At 70.3% G+C, this 18,577-nt stretch carries 13 protein-coding genes; 10 read left to right on the top strand and 3 right to left on the bottom strand.

The window, feature by feature from the left end; all coding sequences use genetic code 11:
* Positions 1-159: 159 nt before the first annotated feature.
* Positions 160-2,823, bottom strand: a complete 2,664-nt coding sequence (locus AB0H53_RS04065) for a transglycosylase domain-containing protein (protein WP_362106776.1) — start codon at positions 2,821-2,823, stop codon at positions 160-162.
* Between the two features lie 364 nt (positions 2,824-3,187).
* Between AB0H53_RS04065 and AB0H53_RS04070 the strand changes: the two genes are divergently transcribed.
* From AB0H53_RS04070 to AB0H53_RS04080, 3 genes are all read left to right on the top strand, one after another.
* Complete coding sequence (locus AB0H53_RS04070; RefSeq protein ID WP_362106779.1) at positions 3,188-3,880, top strand: helix-turn-helix transcriptional regulator; 693 nt, start codon at positions 3,188-3,190, stop codon at positions 3,878-3,880.
* Between the two features lie 50 nt (positions 3,881-3,930).
* Complete coding sequence (locus AB0H53_RS04075; protein ID WP_362106782.1) at positions 3,931-5,013, top strand: inositol-3-phosphate synthase; 1,083 nt, start codon at positions 3,931-3,933, stop codon at positions 5,011-5,013.
* A gap of 74 nt (positions 5,014-5,087) precedes the next feature.
* The gene (locus AB0H53_RS04080; protein ID WP_362106785.1) at positions 5,088-6,353 is read left to right on the top strand and encodes an MFS transporter; all 1,266 of its coding nucleotides are present in this window, start codon (positions 5,088-5,090) and stop codon (positions 6,351-6,353) included.
* Positions 6,354-6,473: 120 nt separating this feature from the next.
* On the opposite strand, the gene AB0H53_RS04085 is transcribed toward AB0H53_RS04080, so the two are convergent.
* Entirely contained in the window at positions 6,474-7,916 is a 1,443-nt protein-coding gene (locus AB0H53_RS04085) for a CCA tRNA nucleotidyltransferase (protein WP_362106788.1), read from the bottom strand.
* Positions 7,917-8,153: 237 nt separating this feature from the next.
* Here AB0H53_RS04085 and AB0H53_RS04090 point away from each other — a divergent pair, with 237 nt between their 5' ends.
* The 7 genes from AB0H53_RS04090 (at position 8,154) to trxA (ending at position 17,755) form a co-directional block, all read left to right on the top strand.
* Complete coding sequence (locus tag AB0H53_RS04090) at positions 8,154-10,583, top strand: DUF6049 family protein (protein WP_362106791.1); 2,430 nt, start codon at positions 8,154-8,156, stop codon at positions 10,581-10,583.
* A 46-nt stretch (positions 10,584-10,629) separates the two neighbouring features.
* On the top strand, positions 10,630-12,816 hold the full coding sequence (gene murJ / locus AB0H53_RS04095; protein WP_362106794.1) for a murein biosynthesis integral membrane protein MurJ: 2,187 nt from the start codon (positions 10,630-10,632) through the stop codon (positions 12,814-12,816).
* Positions 12,817-12,935: 119 nt separating this feature from the next.
* Complete coding sequence (locus AB0H53_RS04100) at positions 12,936-14,669, top strand: protein kinase family protein (protein WP_362106796.1); 1,734 nt, start codon at positions 12,936-12,938, stop codon at positions 14,667-14,669.
* 26 nt (positions 14,670-14,695) lie between these two features.
* Complete coding sequence (sigM, locus tag AB0H53_RS04105) at positions 14,696-15,400, top strand: RNA polymerase sigma factor SigM (protein WP_362106799.1); 705 nt, start codon at positions 14,696-14,698, stop codon at positions 15,398-15,400.
* Positions 15,397-16,269 carry a hypothetical protein gene (locus AB0H53_RS04110; RefSeq protein WP_362106802.1) on the top strand — a complete coding sequence of 291 codons (873 nt, stop codon included), beginning with the start codon at positions 15,397-15,399 and terminating at the stop codon, positions 16,267-16,269. The genes sigM and AB0H53_RS04110 overlap by 4 nt, the downstream gene beginning before the upstream one ends.
* A 124-nt stretch (positions 16,270-16,393) precedes the next feature.
* Positions 16,394-17,368, top strand: a complete 975-nt coding sequence (trxB, locus tag AB0H53_RS04115) for a thioredoxin-disulfide reductase (protein ID WP_362106805.1) — start codon at positions 16,394-16,396, stop codon at positions 17,366-17,368.
* Positions 17,369-17,422: 54 nt separating this feature from the next.
* Complete coding sequence (gene trxA / locus AB0H53_RS04120; RefSeq protein ID WP_362106807.1) at positions 17,423-17,755, top strand: thioredoxin; 333 nt, start codon at positions 17,423-17,425, stop codon at positions 17,753-17,755.
* A 135-nt stretch (positions 17,756-17,890) separates the two neighbouring features.
* Here trxA and AB0H53_RS04125 read toward each other — a convergent pair whose 3' ends face one another.
* Positions 17,891-18,508, bottom strand: coding sequence for a GNAT family N-acetyltransferase (locus AB0H53_RS04125; protein WP_362106810.1), 618 nt, complete (start codon positions 18,506-18,508; stop codon positions 17,891-17,893).
* Between the last annotated feature and the right edge of the window lie 69 nt (positions 18,509-18,577).

Genomic DNA, 18,577 nt, shown 5'->3' on the forward strand with positions numbered 1-18,577 from the left:
GCGGACGCCCGGACGCGGACGGCCCCGCGGTGGGCGCCGGAGCCGGACGATCCCGCGGCGGACGGCCGAGGGCCGCCGCACCCCGCACGCGCACGGGGTGCGCGGGGGGGGGTGCGGCGGCCCTGTCACCGCTGCCGGGTGCCGGTCCGGGGGCGGGCGCTAGCCCGTCGTTCCGCCGAACCAGCCGCCGTTGTTGTTGCCGCCGTTGGTGTTGCCGTTGGTGCCTCCGCCGGTGGGCGTCGAGGGACTGGTACTGACGTCTCCCGTCGTTCCGCCCTCGGTGGTACCGCCGGTGTCGGTCTCGCCCCCACCGCCGGTCTCGTCGCCGCCGTTCTGACCGCCCTGCTGGCCACCGCCGTTCTCCGCTTCGCAGTCCCAGTCGAGCGGGCCGCAGGACTCGCTGGGCTTGGGGCGGCTGGGGGAGGTCGACGGGGACGGGGACGGGGACGCGGAGGACACCGACGGGGACGGGGTCTTGGAGGGCTCCACCGAGGGGGTCGGCTTGGGGCTGGGCGCACCGCCGCCCCACAGCGGTTCGGCTCCCAGGTCCCCCGGCGCGGGGAACCTCTCGACCGGCTGGCCCTCCAGGGTGGTGGACATGTACTTCTGCCAGATCTCGGACGGGAACGACGAACCGTGGATCTTGTCCTGGCCACCGGTACCGAACATCTCCAGGAACGAGCGGTTCTTGTTCTCCGCGTTGTCGTCCATCCGGTACATGTCGATGGCGGTCGAAAGCTGCGGCGTGTAGCCCACGAACCAGGCGGACTTGTTGCCGTCGGTGGTACCGGTCTTGCCGGCGACCTGACGGCCCGGGATGGCGGCGTTGCGGCCGGTGCCCTCCGGGTCCTCGACGACGTCCCTGAGGACATCGGTCACATTGCTGGCGACGGCGGAGGAGAACGCCCTCTTGGCGGTGTCCTCGTGCTTGAAGATGACCTTGCCCTTGTGGCGGACCTGCCTCACCGAGTACGGGTCACGCTGTTCGCCGTTGGCCGCGAACGTCGCGTAGGCACCGGCCATCCGGATGGCGCTCGGGTCGGAGATGCCGATCGAGAACGACGGCACGTTCGCCTTGGCCAGGCTGCTCTCGCGCAGGCCGGCCGCGATGGCCGCCTCCCGCACCTCGGGGATGCCGACGTCCATGCCCAGCTGCACGAACGGCGAGTTGGCGGAGTGGATCATCGCCTCACGGAGGTTGATGTTCCCGTACGACTCGTCGCCGTCGTTGACCTGGAGCCACTCCTTGTCGTTCTCGTCCCGCCAGATCGTGCCGTCGAAGTTCCTGATCTTGAGCTTGTTCTTGCCGCTGTAGATCGCCGTGTCCGGGTCGATGATCCTCCGCTCGCCATGGCGGTTGCGGACGCCCTCGCTCATCGCGGCGGCCAGCACGAACGGCTTGAAGGTCGACCCCACCTGGGCGCCGGTCTGGTCGGCGTTGTTGGTGAAGTGCTTGGTGGCGTCCGAGCCACCGTAGATGGCGACGATCGCGCCGGTCTTGGGGTCGACCGAGGCACCACCGAACTGGACGTGGGTGTCCGTCCTGGGGCGCTTCTCGGGGTCGATGTTGGCCTTGTAGACCTTCTCGACGGCTTCCTTGAGGTGCCTGACCTTGTGCTTGTTGAAGGTCGTGTGGATCTCGTAACCGCCCTTGGAGAGCTTCTCCGCGGTGATGCCCGAGTCGTTGTTGTTGATGACGTAGGCCTTGGCGAGGTCCACCAGGTAACCGGTCTGGCCGCTCAGCTGCGCGTTCTTCTTCAGCGGCTGGAGCTTCGGGAAGCTGGTGTGCTTGGCGCGCTCGGTGGCGCTCAGGTGCCCGTCCTTGACCATCTCGTCGAGGATCCAGCTCCACCGCTTGGTGGCCGCCCTGGTGTTCGCCTCGGGGGTGGCCGCCGGGTCGATCTCGGTGGCGCCGGCCGGGTCGTAGTAGGTGGCGCCCTTGAGGAGCGTGGCGAGGAACGCGCACTGACTGGCGTTCAGGTTCTTGGCGTCGCTGTTGAAGTACGTGCGGGCGGCGGCCTGGATCCCGTAGGCGCCGCGCCCGAAGTAGGAGGTGTTGAGATACCCCTCCATGATCTCGTCCTTCTTCATCTCGTTGCCGACCTTCATCGAGATGAAGAGTTCCTTGAACTTCCGGCTCAGCGTCTGCCGCTGGTCGTCGAGCATGGCGTTCTTCACGTACTGCTGGGTGATGGTGGAGCCACCCTGGGTCTGCTGCCCCTTCGCCATGTTGACCAGGGCACGCGCGATGCCCATGGGGTCGATGCCCCGGTCCTTGTCGAACGACTTGTTCTCGGCGGACTTGACCGCTGCTTCCATGTCGTCGGGGATGGCGTCGATCCCGATGATCTGGCGGTTGATCTCACCACCGGTCGCGGCCATCTGGGTGTCGTCGTCCCAGTAGTACACATTGTTCTGGGCCGTGGCGCTCAGCGCCTGGTCCGGTACCTCGACCGTGGCGTACGCGATCGTCGCCGCCCCCATGAGCCCGCCCATGAAGCCGAGGAACAGCCCCGTCACGAGCTTCCACGAGGGCATCCAGCGGCGCCACCCGTACTTGTCGTGGCGCGGATAGTCGATCAGGCGCTTCTTGCCGGGGTGCCCGGCTCCGGCGCCGCGGCCCCGGCCGCCCCGCTGGGCGGCCCTGCGGGCCTCGGCACGGCTGGTGTGCGGGCGCTCCTGACCGTGGGCCCCCACGGGGGATCCGGTGTGGGCTCCCCGCGCCTGAGCCGCCCGGCGCCCCGCGGGCTGCTGGGCGGCTCGTCTGGCCGCGGCACGTCCGCCGCCTTGCGGCTGCGGCGGTTTGCGACGGTGCTCGCTCATCGAACGACTACTCCTCGGGCAGGCGAGTACGCCTGGAAGCGGCAGCTGAGTTCCGGTCCCCCCGAAATGACCACGGACAAGCCCGCATCAGGGCTCATCCGCCATGCACTCGGGACAAGGACGCCCCCTGGCGTCTGGCGGTTCCCGGTGGTGTGCATGCCGCACAGACTACGCACGGCCAAAACCTCCTCAGCACCGAAGTTCACCCCAAATCAGGCATGTCACCTACTGCGATTTGGCGATGTGACGCCGGTCACCACCCGCGCACTTGTCGCGGCCGGGGTGCCGCTCTATCGTGCTGATGTATCGAGTCGATACATCAGCACGGCATAAGCAGTCCTGGCGGCGGCGGAGGAGGCGACGAATGAGCAGGCGCTCCGGCATCCTCGAGTTCGCCGTCCTCGGCCTGCTCCGCGAGGCGCCGATGCACGGTTACGAGCTGCGCAAGCGGCTCAACACCTCGCTGGGGATCTTCCGGGCCTTCAGCTACGGCACCCTCTACCCCTGCCTCAAGACGCTGGTCGCAAACGGCTGGCTGGTCGAGGAGCCGGGCAGCGCTCCCGAGGACGCTCTCGCCGCCTCCCTCGCGGGCCGGCGGGCGAAGATCGTCTACCGGTTGACGGCGGAGGGCAAGGAGCACTTCGAGGAGCTCCTGTCCCATACCGGGCCGGACTCCTGGGAGGACGAGCACTTCGCCGCGCGTTTCGCCTTCTTCGGGCAGACGGAGCGCGAGGTGCGGATGCGCGTGCTGGAGGGCCGTCGCAGCCGCCTGGAGGAGCGCCTGGAGAAGATGCGCGCTTCTCTGGCCCGCACCCGCGAACGTCTGGACGACTACACGCTTGAGCTGCAGCGGCACGGCATGGAGTCCGTGGAGCGCGAAGTGCGCTGGCTGAACGAGCTCATCGAGAGCGAGCGGGCGGGACGGGACCAGCGACGGTCCGGCTCCACGGCCCCGGGGGACGCCGCTCAGCAGGACAACACATCTGGAGAGACGGGCGGCCTGCCCCGGCACGGGGGCAGCACCCGGCCGGATCCGTCCGACGACACCGCCAAGTGAGGCTCTGCCATCCGCAGGGCTTCGTCGAGAACAAACAGGGAGCAACCGGAATGGGTTCGGTTCGCGTAGCCATCGTCGGCGTGGGCAACTGCGCCGCCTCGCTGGTGCAGGGCGTCGAGTACTACAAGGACGCCGATCCGGCGGCCAGGGTGCCGGGGCTGATGCATGTCCAGTTCGGCGAGTACCACGTACGGGACGTCGAGTTCGTGGCCGCCTTCGACGTGGACGCCAAGAAGGTCGGCCTCGACCTCGCGGACGCCATCGGCGCCAGCGAGAACAACACCATCAAGATCTGCGACGTGCCGAACACCGGTGTGACGGTCCAGCGCGGCCACACCCTGGACGGCCTGGGCAAGTACTACCGCCAGACCATCGAGGAGTCCTCCGAGGCCCCGGTCGACATCGTCCAGGTCCTCAAGGACAAGCAGGTCGACGTTCTCGTCTGCTACCTGCCGGTCGGTTCCGAGGCCGCCGCCAAGTTCTACGCGCAGTGCGCCATCGACGCCAAGGTCGCCTTCGTCAACGCCCTCCCGGTCTTCATCGCCGGCACCAAGGAGTGGGCGGACAAGTTCACCGAGGCCGGCGTCCCGATCGTCGGTGACGACATCAAGTCGCAGGTCGGCGCCACCATCACGCACCGCGTCATGGCGAAGTTGTTCGAGGACCGCGGTGTCGTCCTGGACCGCACGATGCAGCTGAACGTCGGCGGCAACATGGACTTCAAGAACATGCTCGAGCGTGAGCGCCTGGAGTCCAAGAAGATCTCCAAGACGCAGGCCGTCACCTCGCAGATCCCCGACCGGGACATGGGCGAGAACAACGTCCACATCGGTCCGTCCGACTACGTGGCCTGGCTCGACGACCGCAAGTGGGCGTACGTCCGCCTCGAGGGCCGCGCCTTCGGCGACGTCCCGCTGAACCTGGAGTACAAGCTCGAGGTCTGGGACTCCCCGAACTCGGCCGGCGTCATCATCGACGCGCTGCGCGCGGCGAAGATCGCCAAGGACCGCGGCATCGGCGGCCCGATCCTCTCCGCGTCCTCGTACTTCATGAAGTCCCCGCCGGTCCAGTACTTCGACGACGAGGCCCGCGAAAACGTCGAGAAGTTCATCCGCGGCGAGGTCGAGCGCTAAAGCTCGTCCCCGCGGCCTTCGAAGGTCCCCGTGGCATCTGCCCGGGGGCCTTCGCCGTATGTGACCCTTGGGCCATGCCTGTCGTAGGTGATCTTCGCGTACTCCTGCGCCTCTCGGACTTCCGCCGCCTGCTCGCCGTACGACTGCTCTCCCAGTGCGCGGACGGGGTCTACCAGGTGGCGCTCGCCACCTACGTGGTGTTCTCCCCGGAGAAGCAGGCCTCGCCCGCCGCGATCGCCGCCGCGATGGCGGTACTGCTGCTGCCGTACTCCCTCATCGGCCCGTTCGCCGGTGTCCTGCTGGACCGCTGGCAGCGCCGCCAGGTGTTCCTCCACGGCAACCTGCTCCGCGCCCTGCTCGCCTGCGGAACCGCCGTACTCATCCTGGCGCCCGTGCCCGACTGGCTCTTCTACGCCTCGGCCCTCGCGGTCACCGCCGTCAACCGCTTCGTCCTGGCCGGGCTCTCTGCGTCCCTGCCCCGGGTCGTGGACCCCGACCGGCTGGTGATGGCCAACTCCCTGTCCCCCACCGCCGGCACCCTGGCCGCGACCGTGGGGGGTGGCCTGGCCTTCGGGGTGCGGCTGGTGGCCGCCGACTCCGACGCCGCGGTGGTGCTGCTGGGCGCCGCCCTCTACCTCTGCTCCGCGCTCGCCGCCCTGCGCATGGACCGGGCGCTGCTCGGGCCCGACCCCGATCAGGTACAGCCCCGGCTGGGCGCGGCGCTGGCCTCGACGGCCCGGGGGCTACTGGAAGGGCTGCGCCACCTGGCGATGCGGCGACAGGCGGCCGGGGCGCTGGCAGCGATGACCGTGCTGCGGTTCTGCTACGGCGCGCTGACGGTCATGGTGCTGATGCTGTGCCGGTACGCCTGGTCGGTGACGGAGCGGGAGGGCCTGGCACTGCTGGGACTGGCCGTGGGCGTCTCGGGAGCGGGTTTCTTCGCCGCCGCGGTCATCGCGCCGTGGGGGGTCGGCCGGCTGGGCCCGTTCGGCTGGATGGCGGCGTGCGCCGCATCGGCGGCGGTGCTGGGGCCGGCCCTGGGACTGCCCTTCACCCTCGTGCCGACACTGGTCGCCGCCTTTGTGCTGGGGCTCACCACCCAGGGCACGAAGATCGCCACGGACACGGTGGTGCAGACGGCGGTGGACGACGCCTGCCGCGGCCGGGTCTTCTCCCTCTACGACATGCTGTTCAACGTGGCGTTCGTGGGCGCTGCCGGGGTCGCCGCCCTGATGCTGCCCCCGGACGGCCGGTCGGCCCCGCTGGTCGTCATGGTCGCGCTCTGCCACGCCGCCGTCGCCGTCGGCCTGAGTCGTGGGATGGGGAGCCGCCGGCCGTGACCCGCGCTGTTTCACGTGAAACATCGCTTCCCAAGGGGGCGCACAACGACTCGGGGTCGTGTTTCACGTGAAACACGACCCCGAGGACGGCCATCGCTCACCGCTGCTCACCGCGCCGCGTTACGGCTGAGCCGCCCACCACTTCTTCAGCGCGTCGACAGCGGCGTCGTGCCCCATCGGACCGTTCTCCAGCCGCAGCTCCAGCAGGAACTTGTACGCCTGCCCGATGGCGGGGCCGGGGCCGATGCCCAGAACCTCCTGGATCTGGTTGCCGTTCAGGTCGGGGCGGATCGCGTCGAGCTCCTCCTGCTCCTGGAGCTGCGCGATGCGCTCTTCGAGTCCGTCGTAGGCACGGGAGAGGGCGCCGGCCTTGCGCTTGTTGCGCGTCGTGCAGTCCGAGCGGGTGAGCTTGTGCAGCCGGGTGAGCAGCGGCCCGGCGTCCCGCACATAGCGGCGTACGGCCGAGTCCGTCCACTCCCCGGTCCCGTAGCCGTGGAACCGCAGGTGCAGCTCCACCAGCCGGGCCACGTCCTTGATCATCTCGTTGGAGTACTTCAGCGCGGTCATCCGCTTCTTGGTCATCTTGGCGCCGACCACCTCATGGTGGTGGAACGAGACCCGGCCGTCCGGCTCGAAGCGCCGGGTCCTCGGCTTGCCGATGTCGTGGAGCAGCGCCGCCAGCCGCAGCACCAGGTCGGGCCCCTCTTCCTCCAGGTCGATGGCCTGCTCCAGCACGATCAGCGAGTGGTCGTAGACGTCCTTGTGCCGGTGGTGCTCGTCACTCTCCAGCCGCAGTGCGGGCAGCTCGGGCAGCACATGATCGGCGATGCCGGTGTCGACGAGCAGGGCCAGGCCCTCGCGCGGGTGGGCGGAGAGGATCAGCTTGTTGAGCTCGTCGCGGACGCGCTCGGCGGAGACGATCGCGATCCGCTCGGCCATCGCCTTCATGGCGGCCACGACCTCCGGAGCCACCTCGAAGCCGAGCTGAGCGGCGAAGCGGGCCGCACGCATCATGCGCAGCGGGTCGTCCGAGAAGGACTCCTCGGGCGTCCCAGGCGTCCGCAGCACCCGCTGGGCCAGGTCCTCCAGACCACCGTGCGGGTCGATGAACTCCTTCTCCGGCAGCGCGACGGCCATCGCGTTGACCGTGAAGTCACGGCGGACGAGGTCCTGCTCGATGGAGTCGCCGTAGGACACCTCGGGCTTGCGCGAGGTCCGGTCGTACGCCTCGGAGCGGTAGGTGGTGATCTCGATCTGGTATCCCGCCTTCTGCGACCCGACCGTGCCGAAGGCGATGCCGACCTCCCACACCGAGTCCGCCCACGGCCGGACGATCTTCAGAACGTCCTCGGGACGGGCGTCGGTGGTGAAGTCCAGGTCGTTGCCGAGCCGGCCGAGGAGCGCGTCCCGGACCGAGCCGCCGACCAGCGCGAGCCTGAACCCCGCCTCCTGGAAGCGGCGGGCGAGGTCGTCGGCGACGGGGGACACGCGCAGCAGTTCACTGACCGCGCGGCGTTGCACCTGGCTCAGTGCAGTCGGGTTGTCTTCATTGGCGTTCGGCACAACAGAAAAGGGTACGTGCCCGGGCCCACGCGGGCGCCCCGGTTTCCCGGCGCCCCCCGCGCCCCTGGTGCCCCGGGTGATCGCCACAGCACCGGGGTCCACCCCGCCGGCGGGCCGGGCCCCGCCGATCATGTGGAGCAGTCCGCGGCACTCAGCCCCGGCGCGCATCGTTACCATGCGTGGACGCAGGAACCGACAACCACCAACGGCAACAGACGACGAGGGACGGGCGAGCGCGTGGCCGAGGCGGCAGACTTCCAGGGCACACGTCCCTCTCCTGCCCGGTGGTTGCGGCGGACAGCCTCTCTCCTCGTCGGCATGCCGCTCCTCGCCGGGCTGGTGTACGGCCCGGTGGCGCCGTCCGCCGAGGCCGTCGAGAAGGCCGCGGACGCCCGGACCGTCGATGTGTCGCTCGACACGCTCGCGCCCAGCGCTCCGGTGGAGGGCGACACCCTCACCATCACCGGCACCGTGACCAACCAGGGCAAGGAGACGGTCAGCGACGCGCATGTGGACCTGCGCCTCGGGTCCCGGCTGTCCAGCCGGGGCGCCATCGACGAGGTGTCCAGGCGCAGCGGCTTCACCCCGGCCACCGACGGCGCCCCGGTCGACACCACCTACAGCGTCAAGCTCCCCAAGCTGGCCGCCGGCCTCAGCACGGATTTCACCGTCGCCGTGCCGGTCGACAAGCTCGGCCTCGACGAGGAGGGCGTCTACCAGCTCGGTGTCGCCCTGTCGGGGCGGACGCCGAGCGATCCGTACGACCAGGTGCTGGGAATCGAGCGCACCTTCCTGCCCTGGCAGCCCGAGGCCGCGGAGAAGAGGACCCAGTTCACCTACCTCTGGCCGTTGATCTCCTCACCGCACCTGTCCGCCGAGACCGGCTCGGACGACCAGCAGACCCCGGTCTTCGAGGACGACGCTCTGGCCGCCGAGCTCGCGCCCGGCGGACGGCTGGAGCGCATGGTCTCGCTCGGCTCGGAGCTCCCCGTCACCTGGGTCATCGACCCCGACCTGCTGGCCACGGTGGACGCGATGACGCGGAACTACCGGGTCAAGGACGGTGACACCGATGTGCCCGGCCGGAACCAGGCGGTGGCCAAGCGGTGGCTGGACGCCCTCGACAAGGCGGTGCACGGCCGCAAGGTGATCGCGCTGCCCTACGCCGATCCGGATCTCGCCTCGCTCGCCCACCGCGGCAAGGACGTGCCAGGCTCCCTCAGCCACCTCCAGCCGGCCACCGAGGTCGCCGAGACGACCGTGGAGACGATCCTCCATGTGAAGCCGTCGGTGGACTTCGCCTGGCCGGTCGAGGGCGCCGTCGACCCGTCGATCGTGGACGTCGCCACCTCCGCGGGTGCCGACAAGGTGATCGCCCGCAGCGACAGCATGCGCGACGAGCTGCGCTACAGCCCCAACGCCGCACGGCCGATCGGCGGCGGCACCACGGCGGTGGTCGCCGACGCCGGGCTGTCCACCGCCTTCCACGGCGACCTGACGGGCGCGAACCGCTCCACCCTCGCCGTCCAGCAGTTCCTCGCCCACACCCTGGCCGTGACCCAGCAGCAGCCGGGCAAGCAGCGCAGCGTCGTCGTGGCCCCGCAGCGGATGCCGACCCCCGCCCAGGCCGAGTCCATGGCGAGCGCGCTGCGCACCCTGAACGCCCAGCGGTGGACACAGCCCGTCGACCTGGTCGCCGCGGCAGCCGCCAAGCCGGACCCGGACGCCACCACCCGGGTGCCCGGCGCGGCCGAGTACCCCAAGAAGCTGCGCCGCCAAGAGCTGTCCGTCCAGGCCTTCCAGGACATGCAGGCCACCCAGGACGCCCTGGACAACTTCAAGGTGGTGCTCACCGCGGCCTACCGGGTGGTCACTCCGTTCGGCAACGCGATCAACCGCGAGATGTCCACCTCGTGGCGCGGCCGCCCGGAGGAGGCCACCGCGTACCGCGTCAGCGTGCTGGAGCACCTGAAGGGCCTGACCACCGCGGTCCAGCTGATCGACAAATCGGACCTGACGCTGTCCGGCCGCAGCGCGACCATCCCTGTCACCGTGCAGAACACCCTGGTGCAGGGGGTCGACCACCTGGTGCTGCGGCTGACGTCGACGAAGCCGACCCGCCTGAAGCTCAACGGTGACGACGTCATCGCCCAGCACCCGATCAGGATCGACGGCGGCCACCGCCAGACGGTCAAGTTCACCGCCTCCGCCAACGCCAACGGCCCGGTCCCGATGACGGCCCAGCTGTACACGGAGGACGGCAGGCCGTACGGCAAGCCGATGCACTTCACCGTCAAGGTCTCCGAGATCACCCCGACGGTGATGCTGGTGATCGCCGGCGGTGTGCTGCTGCTCGTCCTCGCGGGCATCCGGATGTACTCCCAGCGCAAGCGGGCCGCGGCTCGGGAGGCCGCCACGGAGAACGCGGCGGAGAACGGGACCGCGGCCACGTCGGAGTCCGTCGGCGGAGCCCTGGCGCCGCCCCCGGCGGAGGAACCCACGGCGGAGGCCGGGGACGACGGGGCCGAGGAGAACGGGACGCCGTCCCCCGCCACGGGCGGGGGCACCGGGCGGAGTGACGAACCGCAGCAGCCGAGTGACCCGACACCGGACACCGGAGCGCAAAGCGGCGGCCCGTCGGCCCCGGGTGAGAAAGTGGACCGTTGAGCGATGTCGTGGCCGGCCGGCCGGGGACGATGAGGTGGGGTAAACCATGAACGCGCCGTACGACGGTGACCGCGGCCAGGACGCGGGCGGCGGCACTGCGCCTTCCGGCGGGACGCCCCCGCCCCCGCCCGGACAGCCGGGCCAGGTGCCGCCACCCCCGCCCGCCCCCGATCCGTACCTCCAGCACGCCTATGAGTACGACCCGTACCAGGAGCGGGACCTCGCCGCCCAGGACCCGGTCGGCGAGGTGCTCTACGACCGTGCCGCGCACCCCCCGCCGCCGCCCGGCACCTACCCCGAGCCGCAGCCGCTCTACGAGCAGCCCCCCGCGCCGCAGTACGCCCCGGACCCCCGCGTCTGGGCGAACACCCCGCCGCCCGAGCCCGACGGCCCCTTCCGGCACCTTCCGTACGGGGACGACGCCCGAACCGTGCAGTTCACCGGCGTGGACGAACTGGTGACCCGCGCCGGTGAGGAACAGCCCGAGCCGGACGCGTTCGCGCACCTCTACCGGGACCAGCAGGCCCAGGGCCGGCCGCCCGCGCCGCGCGAACCAGAACCCGAACCGGAGCCGGTCGCCGCGCCCGCGCCCAAGAAGCCGGGCGGCCGGGCCTCCAGCCTGCTCAAGTCCAGCGCCGTGATGGCGGCCGGCACCCTCGTGTCCCGCCTGACCGGCTTCGTCCGCAGCCTGGTGATCACCGGTGCGCTGGGAGCCGCGCTGCTCGGCGACACGTTCACCATCGCGTACACCCTGCCGACGATGATCTACATCCTCACCGTCGGCGGCGGTCTCAACTCGGTCTTCGTACCGCAGCTCGTCCGCGCGATGAAGAACGACGAGGACGGTGGCGAGGCCTACGCCAACCGGCTGCTGACCCTGGTCATGGTCGCGCTGGGCGGCATCGTCGCCATCGCCGTCTTCGCCGCCCCGCTGCTGATCCACGCGATGTCGGACACCATCGCCGGGGATCCGGCGGCCAACAGTGTCGCCGTCACCTTCGCCCGTTACTGCCTGCCCACGATCTTCTTCATGGGCGTGCACGTGGTCATGGGGCAGATCCTCAACGCCCGCGGCAGGTTCGGCGCGATGATGTGGACCCCGGTCCTGAACAACATCGTCATGATCTTCACCTTCGGGATGTTCATCTGGGTCTACGGCTCCTCCGCCGAGTCCCGGATGGGAGTCACCACCATCCCGGACGAGGGCATCCGGCTGCTGGGCATCGGCACCCTCCTCGGCCTGGTCGTCCAGGCGCTGGCGATGATCCCGTACCTGCGTGAGGCGGGCTTCCGCTTCCGGCCCCGGTTCGACTGGAAGGGCCACGGGCTGGGCAAGACGGTCAAGCTCGCCAAGTGGACCGTCCTGTTCGTCCTCGCCAACCAGGCCGGTGTCGTCGTCGTGACCCAGCTCGCCACGGCGGCCGGCAAGGCCTCCGGCAAGGACGGCGCCGGCTTCATCGCCTACTCCAACGCCCAGCTCATCTGGGGCATGCCGCAGGCCATCATCACCGTGTCGGTCATGGCCGCGCTGCTGCCGCGCATCTCGCGCGCCGCGCACGACAACGACCCCGGGGCGGTCCGCGACGACATCTCCCAGGGCCTGCGGAACTCCGCCGTCGCCATCGTCCCGGTCGCCTTCACCTTCCTGGCGCTCGGTGTGCCGATGTGCACCCTGCTGTACGCCTCCAGCGGCCTGGAGGCCGCCCGGGGCATGGGCTTCATCCTCATGGCGTTCGGCCTGGGACTCATCCCGTACTCGGTGCAGTACGTCGTCCTGCGGGGCTTCTACGCGTACGAGGACACCCGCACCCCGTTCTACAACACGGTCATCGTGGCCGCGGTCAACGCGGCGGCGTCGGCGGCCTGCTACGTCGTCCTGCCGGCCCAGTGGGCGGTCGTCGGCATGGCCGCCTCGTACGGTCTCGCCTACGCGGTCGGGGTCGGCATCGCCTGGCGGCGGCTGCGCAACCGGCTGGGCGGCGACCTGGACGGCGCCCATGTCATCCGTACCTACGCACGGCTGTGCATGGCGTCCGTCCCGGCGGCGGTCGTCGGCGGGGTGGCCGGCTTCGGGATCCTCAAGGTGCTCGGCGAGGACGCCCTCGGCTCCCTGGCGGCCCTGGTCGGTGGTGGAATCGCGCTGCTCGCGGTCTTCTACCTGGCGGCGAAGAAGATGCGGATCGAGGAGCTCAACGCCATGGTCGGCATGGTCCGCGGCCGCCTCGGCCGCTAGTCGGCGCCGGTCCCGCACAACCATCGTGGGCCACCGCGTGTCGTGCATGGTGGCGGACTGTGGGCACAATTGGCATGGCTGTTGGATATGGCGCAACGGATGGGGAGGCAGGAACGACGGTGGCGGAACGTAGCACAGCCGCCGTCGACGTGGCCGACAACAGCGGTGACGACCCGCTGACCGCCAAGGCGGACTCGGCCGCGACCGACGGGGTGGCGGAAGCGCAGGACACGGCGGACACATCCGCCCAGGAAACCGACGGCGAACGGCGGACCGGCCAGCAGACCGCGATCACGGCACCCGAGCTCCACAGTGGCCACAAACTGGCCAGACGCTACCGGCTCGAGGAGTGCGTCACCCGTCTGGACGGATTCAGCAGTTGGCGTGCCGTCGACGAGAAGCTGCGGCGTGCCGTGGGGGTCCACCTGCTCCCCGCCCACCACCCCCGAGCGCGTTCGGTGCTCGCCGCGGCCCGCTCAGCGGCGCTGCTCGGCGACCCCCGGTTCGTCCAGGTGCTGGACGCGGTCGAGGAGAACGACCTCGTCTACGTCGTCCACGAATGGCTGCCGGACGCCACCGAACTCACCGCCCTGCTCGCCGCCGGGCCGCTGGAGCCGCACGACGCCTACCAGCTCGTCAGCCAGGTCTCCCAGGCCATGGCCGCCGCGCACCGCGAGGGCCTCGCCCACCTCCGCCTCACCCCCGGCGCGGTCCTGCGCACCTCCACCGGCCAGTACCGCATCCGCGGGCTCGCCGTGAACGCCGCCCTGCGCGGCATCAGCGCCGAACGCCCCCAGCGCGCCGACACCGAGTCCATCGGCGCCCTGCTGTACGCGGCGCTCACCCAGCGCTGGCCCTACGAGAACGACGCCCACGGCCTGACCGGGCTGCCCAAGGACGTGGGTCTGATCGCCCCCGACCAGGTACGGGCCGGTGTGCACCGGGGGCTCTCCGAGCTCGCCATGCGCGCCCTGGTCAACGACGGCGCCACCGCCTCCCGCCAGGAACCGCCCTGCACCACCCCCGACGAGCTGGCCAAGGCCGTCGCGGCCATGCCCCGGATCCGTCCGCCGGAGCCCCAGTTCCCCTCGGCCCCCGACTACCAGCGCACGACATACCAGCAGGGCACCTACGGCCGCCCCCAGCCGCGGCCCGGCACGAGCGCCACCCAGGTGGCGCCCCTGCCCCCGGCGCCTCTCCAGAGCCGTACCGGCAAGGTCCTGAAGTGGACCGTCTCCGCGCTCCTCATCGCGGCGCTGGGGCTGGGCAGCTGGCAGGTGGCGGACAGACTGCTCGACAACGACAAGGGCGCCGAGGACCCCAAGACCTCGGAGACCACCACCACGACCACCGGTGATGACCAGAAGCCCAAGCCGCCACCGGTGCCGCTGGCGATCCAGGAGGCCAGGGAGTACGCCCCGGACGGCTCCCCGCAGAGCGTGGAAACGGTCGGCAACACCTACGACGACGACAGCTCCTCCTTCTGGCGGACGAAGAGCTACATCGAGGGACCGGATCTGGTGCCCTCGGTGAAGCGCGGCGTCGGGATCGTCTACGACCTGGGTGCGCTCAAGGACGTCTCCACCGCCTCGATAGGGCTGCGCTACCACGGTGACCACACCACCGTGACCCTGTACGCCGCCGATGCCCTGTCGCCGTCCGGCTCGGTCGACTCCATGCAGGAGATCGCGTCCGGCCGGACCAGCGCGACGACGCTGAAGCTCACCGCGAAGAAGCCCGTGCGGAGCCGTTACGTGCTGCTGTGGATGACCGCGATGCCGCAAGCCCCCCAGGACGGGTACAGCAGCGCGGGCCACAAGCAGGCCATCACCGACGTCGCCTTCACCGGCTGACGCGGGGACGCGGGAGGGGGCTCCAGGTGGACGACGCCACACTCGGCGACGCGAGCGACCAAGAACTGCTGGCCCGCCATGTCGCCGGTGACCCCGACACCTTCGGGGAGCTCGTGCGCCGGCACCGCGACCGGCTCTGGGCGGTCGCCCTGCGCACCCTGGGCGACCGGGAGGAAGCGGCCGACGCCGTACAGGACGCGCTGGTGTCCGCCTTCCGCTCCGCCCACACCTTTCGCGGACAGTCCGCGGTGACGACATGGCTGCACCGCATCACCGTCAACGCCTGCCTGGACCGGATCCGCAAGGCGGCCTCCCGCAGGACCTCACCCGTGGAGGACACCGAGCGTCTGGAGCAGCTCCTCGAACCCCATGAGTCGGCCGAGGCACCGGCGGAGCGGCACGACCTCCACCGCGAGCTGCTGGCCGCTCTCGCCAAGCTTCCGGGCGACCAGCGCGCCGCCCTGGTCCTGGTGGACATGCAGGGCTATCCGGTGGCGGAAGCGGCCCGCATCCTCGACGTGCCGGCCGGAACGATCAAAAGCCGCTGCGCCCGGGGACGGGCACGGCTCCTTCCCCTGGTCACTCATCTGCGTGGGGACGGCGGGGGTAGCAGCGGTCAGGACGGGGGAAGGAACCGGACGCCAGGGACATCCGTCCCACCGGCGTCGGAGCCAAGAGATCCAGGACCGAGTGATCCTGCTGCTGTGAAGGGCGGAGGTGGGCGCGCGTGACATCCACGTCCGACACGACTCAGCACCCGGACGTCTCGGAGATCTCCGACCTGACCGAAGGGCTGCTCTCCCCGTCGCACACGGCCGATGTGCGCCGCCACCTGGACGGCTGCGTCCTGTGCGCCGATGTGCTCGCCTCCCTGGAGGAGATCCGCGGGCTGCTGGGCACCCTGCCCGGGCCACCGCGGATGCCGGCGGACGTGGCCGGCCGCATCGATGCCGCGCTGGCCGCAGAGGCGCTGCTCGACGCGACCACCTCCACCGGCCCGGACGCTGTTCCACGTGAAACCGCGCCCGCCCCCCTGGCTGCGGCCACCGGTCGCTCCGACCGTCCCGCCGGTCGTCCCCGCGCCGCCACGGGCCCTGGCCGGCGCACCGCACTGCGCCGCCGCCGCAATGCCGTCCTCGGCGCCGTCTTCGGCGCCGCGGCCGTCGGTGTCAGCGTGCTGTTCCTCCAGACCGGGCGGCCCGCCCAGAACGACACCGCCGCCAGGAAGGCCGACTCGACCGTCAGTGCCGCCGAGGACAGCACGTTCTCCGGCACCGACCTGCGCGGGCGGGTGGAGACACTGCTGGCCGCCGAGGCGGAAAAGCCCGCGCCCAGGACGAAGCAGGCTCCTTCGCTGCAGGGCGAGAAGCTGCACGAGGTGGACCTCCCGCCGTGCATCCGGGCGGGTACGGGCCGTACGGACGCGGCACTCGCCGCGGAAACCGGCCAGTACCAGGGCGAGCGGGCGTACCTGGTGGTACTGCCGCACCTCTCGGACGCGGCCAAGGTGGAGGCGTACGTACTGGACGCGGCCTGCACCACGACCGGGAGCTCCGCGAAGGCGGATGTCCTGCTGAAGCACGCCTATCCTCGTCCCTGACGGATGCCGCCATGGCGCCCGGGCCTCCCGGGAATGCCCGCCCCCCGGGATCCGTTGGGTGGGGTGAGATCCTTGACCCAGCCCCATAGGCAGTAGGCAGTCTGCAGAGACGAGGAAGAAACCCGTGAGCGACGTCCGAAACGTGATCATCATCGGCTCCGGGCCCGCCGGCTACACGGCCGCGCTCTACACGGCGCGGGCGTCGCTGAAGCCGCTGGTCTTCGAAGGCGCCGTCACCGCTGGTGGTGCGCTGATGAACACGACCGACGTGGAGAACTTCCCCGGCTTCCCCGACGGTGTCATGGGCCCGGACCTGATGGACAACATGCGGGCCCAGGCGGAGCGTTTCGGAGCCGAGCTCATTCCGGACGACATCGTCAACGTCGACCTGACCGGTGAGATCAAGACCGTCACCGACACCGCCGGTACGGTGCACCGGGCCAAGGCCGTCATCGTCACCACCGGCTCCCAGCACCGCAAGCTGGGCCTGCCGAACGAGGACGCGCTGTCCGGTCGCGGCGTCTCCTGGTGCGCCACCTGCGACGGCTTCTTCTTCAAGGACCAGGACATCGCCGTGGTCGGTGGCGGTGACACCGCGATGGAGGAGGCGACCTTCCTGTCCCGGTTCGCCAAGACCGTCACCATCATCCACCGCCGCGACACCCTGCGGGCCTCCAAGGCCATGCAGGAGCGGGCGTTCTCGAACCCCAAGATCAAGTTTGCCTGGGACAGCGAGGTCGCCCAGATCCACGGCGAGCAGAAGCTCACCGGTCTGACTCTGCGCAACACCAAGTCGGGAGAGACCAGCGAGCTGCCGGTGACCGGCCTGTTCATCGCCGTGGGCCACGACCCGCGCACCGAACTGTTCAAGGGCCAGCTCGAGCTGGACGACGAGGGCTACCTGAAGGTCGAGGCGCCGTCGACCCGGACCAACCTCACCGGTGTGTTCGGCGCCGGAGACGTGGTGGACCACACCTACCGCCAGGCCATCACGGCGGCCGGTACCGGCTGCTCCGCCGCGCTGGACGCGGAGCGCTACCTGGCCGCGCTCGCCGACAGCGAGAAGACCGCCGAGCCGGAGAAGACCCCCGTGGTCTGACCCGACCCGACCGCCATCCCCACCCCCGCATTTTCACCAAGTGAGGAGGACGCCGTGGCCGGCGCCCTGAAGAACGTGACCGACGACTCCTTCGACGAGGAAGTCCTCAAGGCCGACAAGCCGGTTCTGGTGGAGTTCTGGGCCGCCTGGTGCGGTCCCTGCCGCCAGATCGCTCCGTCGCTGGAGGCCATCGCCGCCGAGCACGGTGACAAGATCGACGTGGTGAAGCTCAACATCGACGAGAACCCCACCACGGCGGCGAAGTACGGCGTGATGTCCATCCCGACGATGAACGTCTACCAGCACGGTGAGGTCGTCAAGACCGTCGTCGGCGCCAAGCCGAAGGCCGCGATCGTGCGCGACCTGGAGCCCTTCCTCGGCAACTAGTCCCGGGCTCCCGAGCCGGGAGCCGGTGTTTCACGTGAAACAGCAGCGACGCAGCTGGAACACCAGAACGGCCCGTCCCCGGGTGGGGACGGGCCGTTCGTCGTTCCACCTGCGCCGGAGACCCGGGGGACCGGATCACAGCGGCCGCAGCGCCGGCTCCTTCTGCACCGCTCCCAGCAGCCGGTCGAGAGCCAGCTCCACGTCCTCCTTCCAGGACAGCGTGGTACGCAGCTCCAGACGCAGGCGCGGATGTGCGGGGTGCGGGCGTACGGTCTTGAAACCCACCGAGAGCAGATGATCGGCGGGCAGCACGCAGGCCGGTTCCTTCCAGCGCGCATCGCCGAACGCCTCGATCGCCTTGAAGCCCCGGCGCAGCAGGTCCTTGGCCACGGTCTGCACCATCACCCGGCCGAGCCCCTGTCCCTGGTAACCCGGCATGATCCACGCCGTTATGAGCTGTACCGCGTCAGGGGACACCGGGCTGGTGGGGAACGCCGTGGAGCGCGGCACATAGGCCGGTGGGGCGTACAGGACGTATCCCACCGGGATGTCGTCCACATAGACGACCCGGCCGCAGGAGCCCCAGTCCAGTAGGACAGCCGAGATCCAGGCCTCCTTCTCCAGCTCCGGGGTGCCCGCCTTCACCGCGGCTTCCCCACTGACCGGATCGAGTTCCCAAAAGACACACGAGCGGCACCGTTGGGGGAGGTCCGGAAGATTGTCCAACGTGAGCGGTACGAGCCGACGCCCCATGAAGGCTGATCCTCACTTCCTTCGCCTGCCGCCCCGAGAGCGGCTGTCAGCGCACTCCGTTCCCGGAGC

The sequence above is a fragment of the Streptomyces sp. NPDC050856 genome, assembly GCF_040653855.1.
GTDB lineage: Bacteria > Actinomycetota > Actinomycetes > Streptomycetales > Streptomycetaceae > Streptomyces.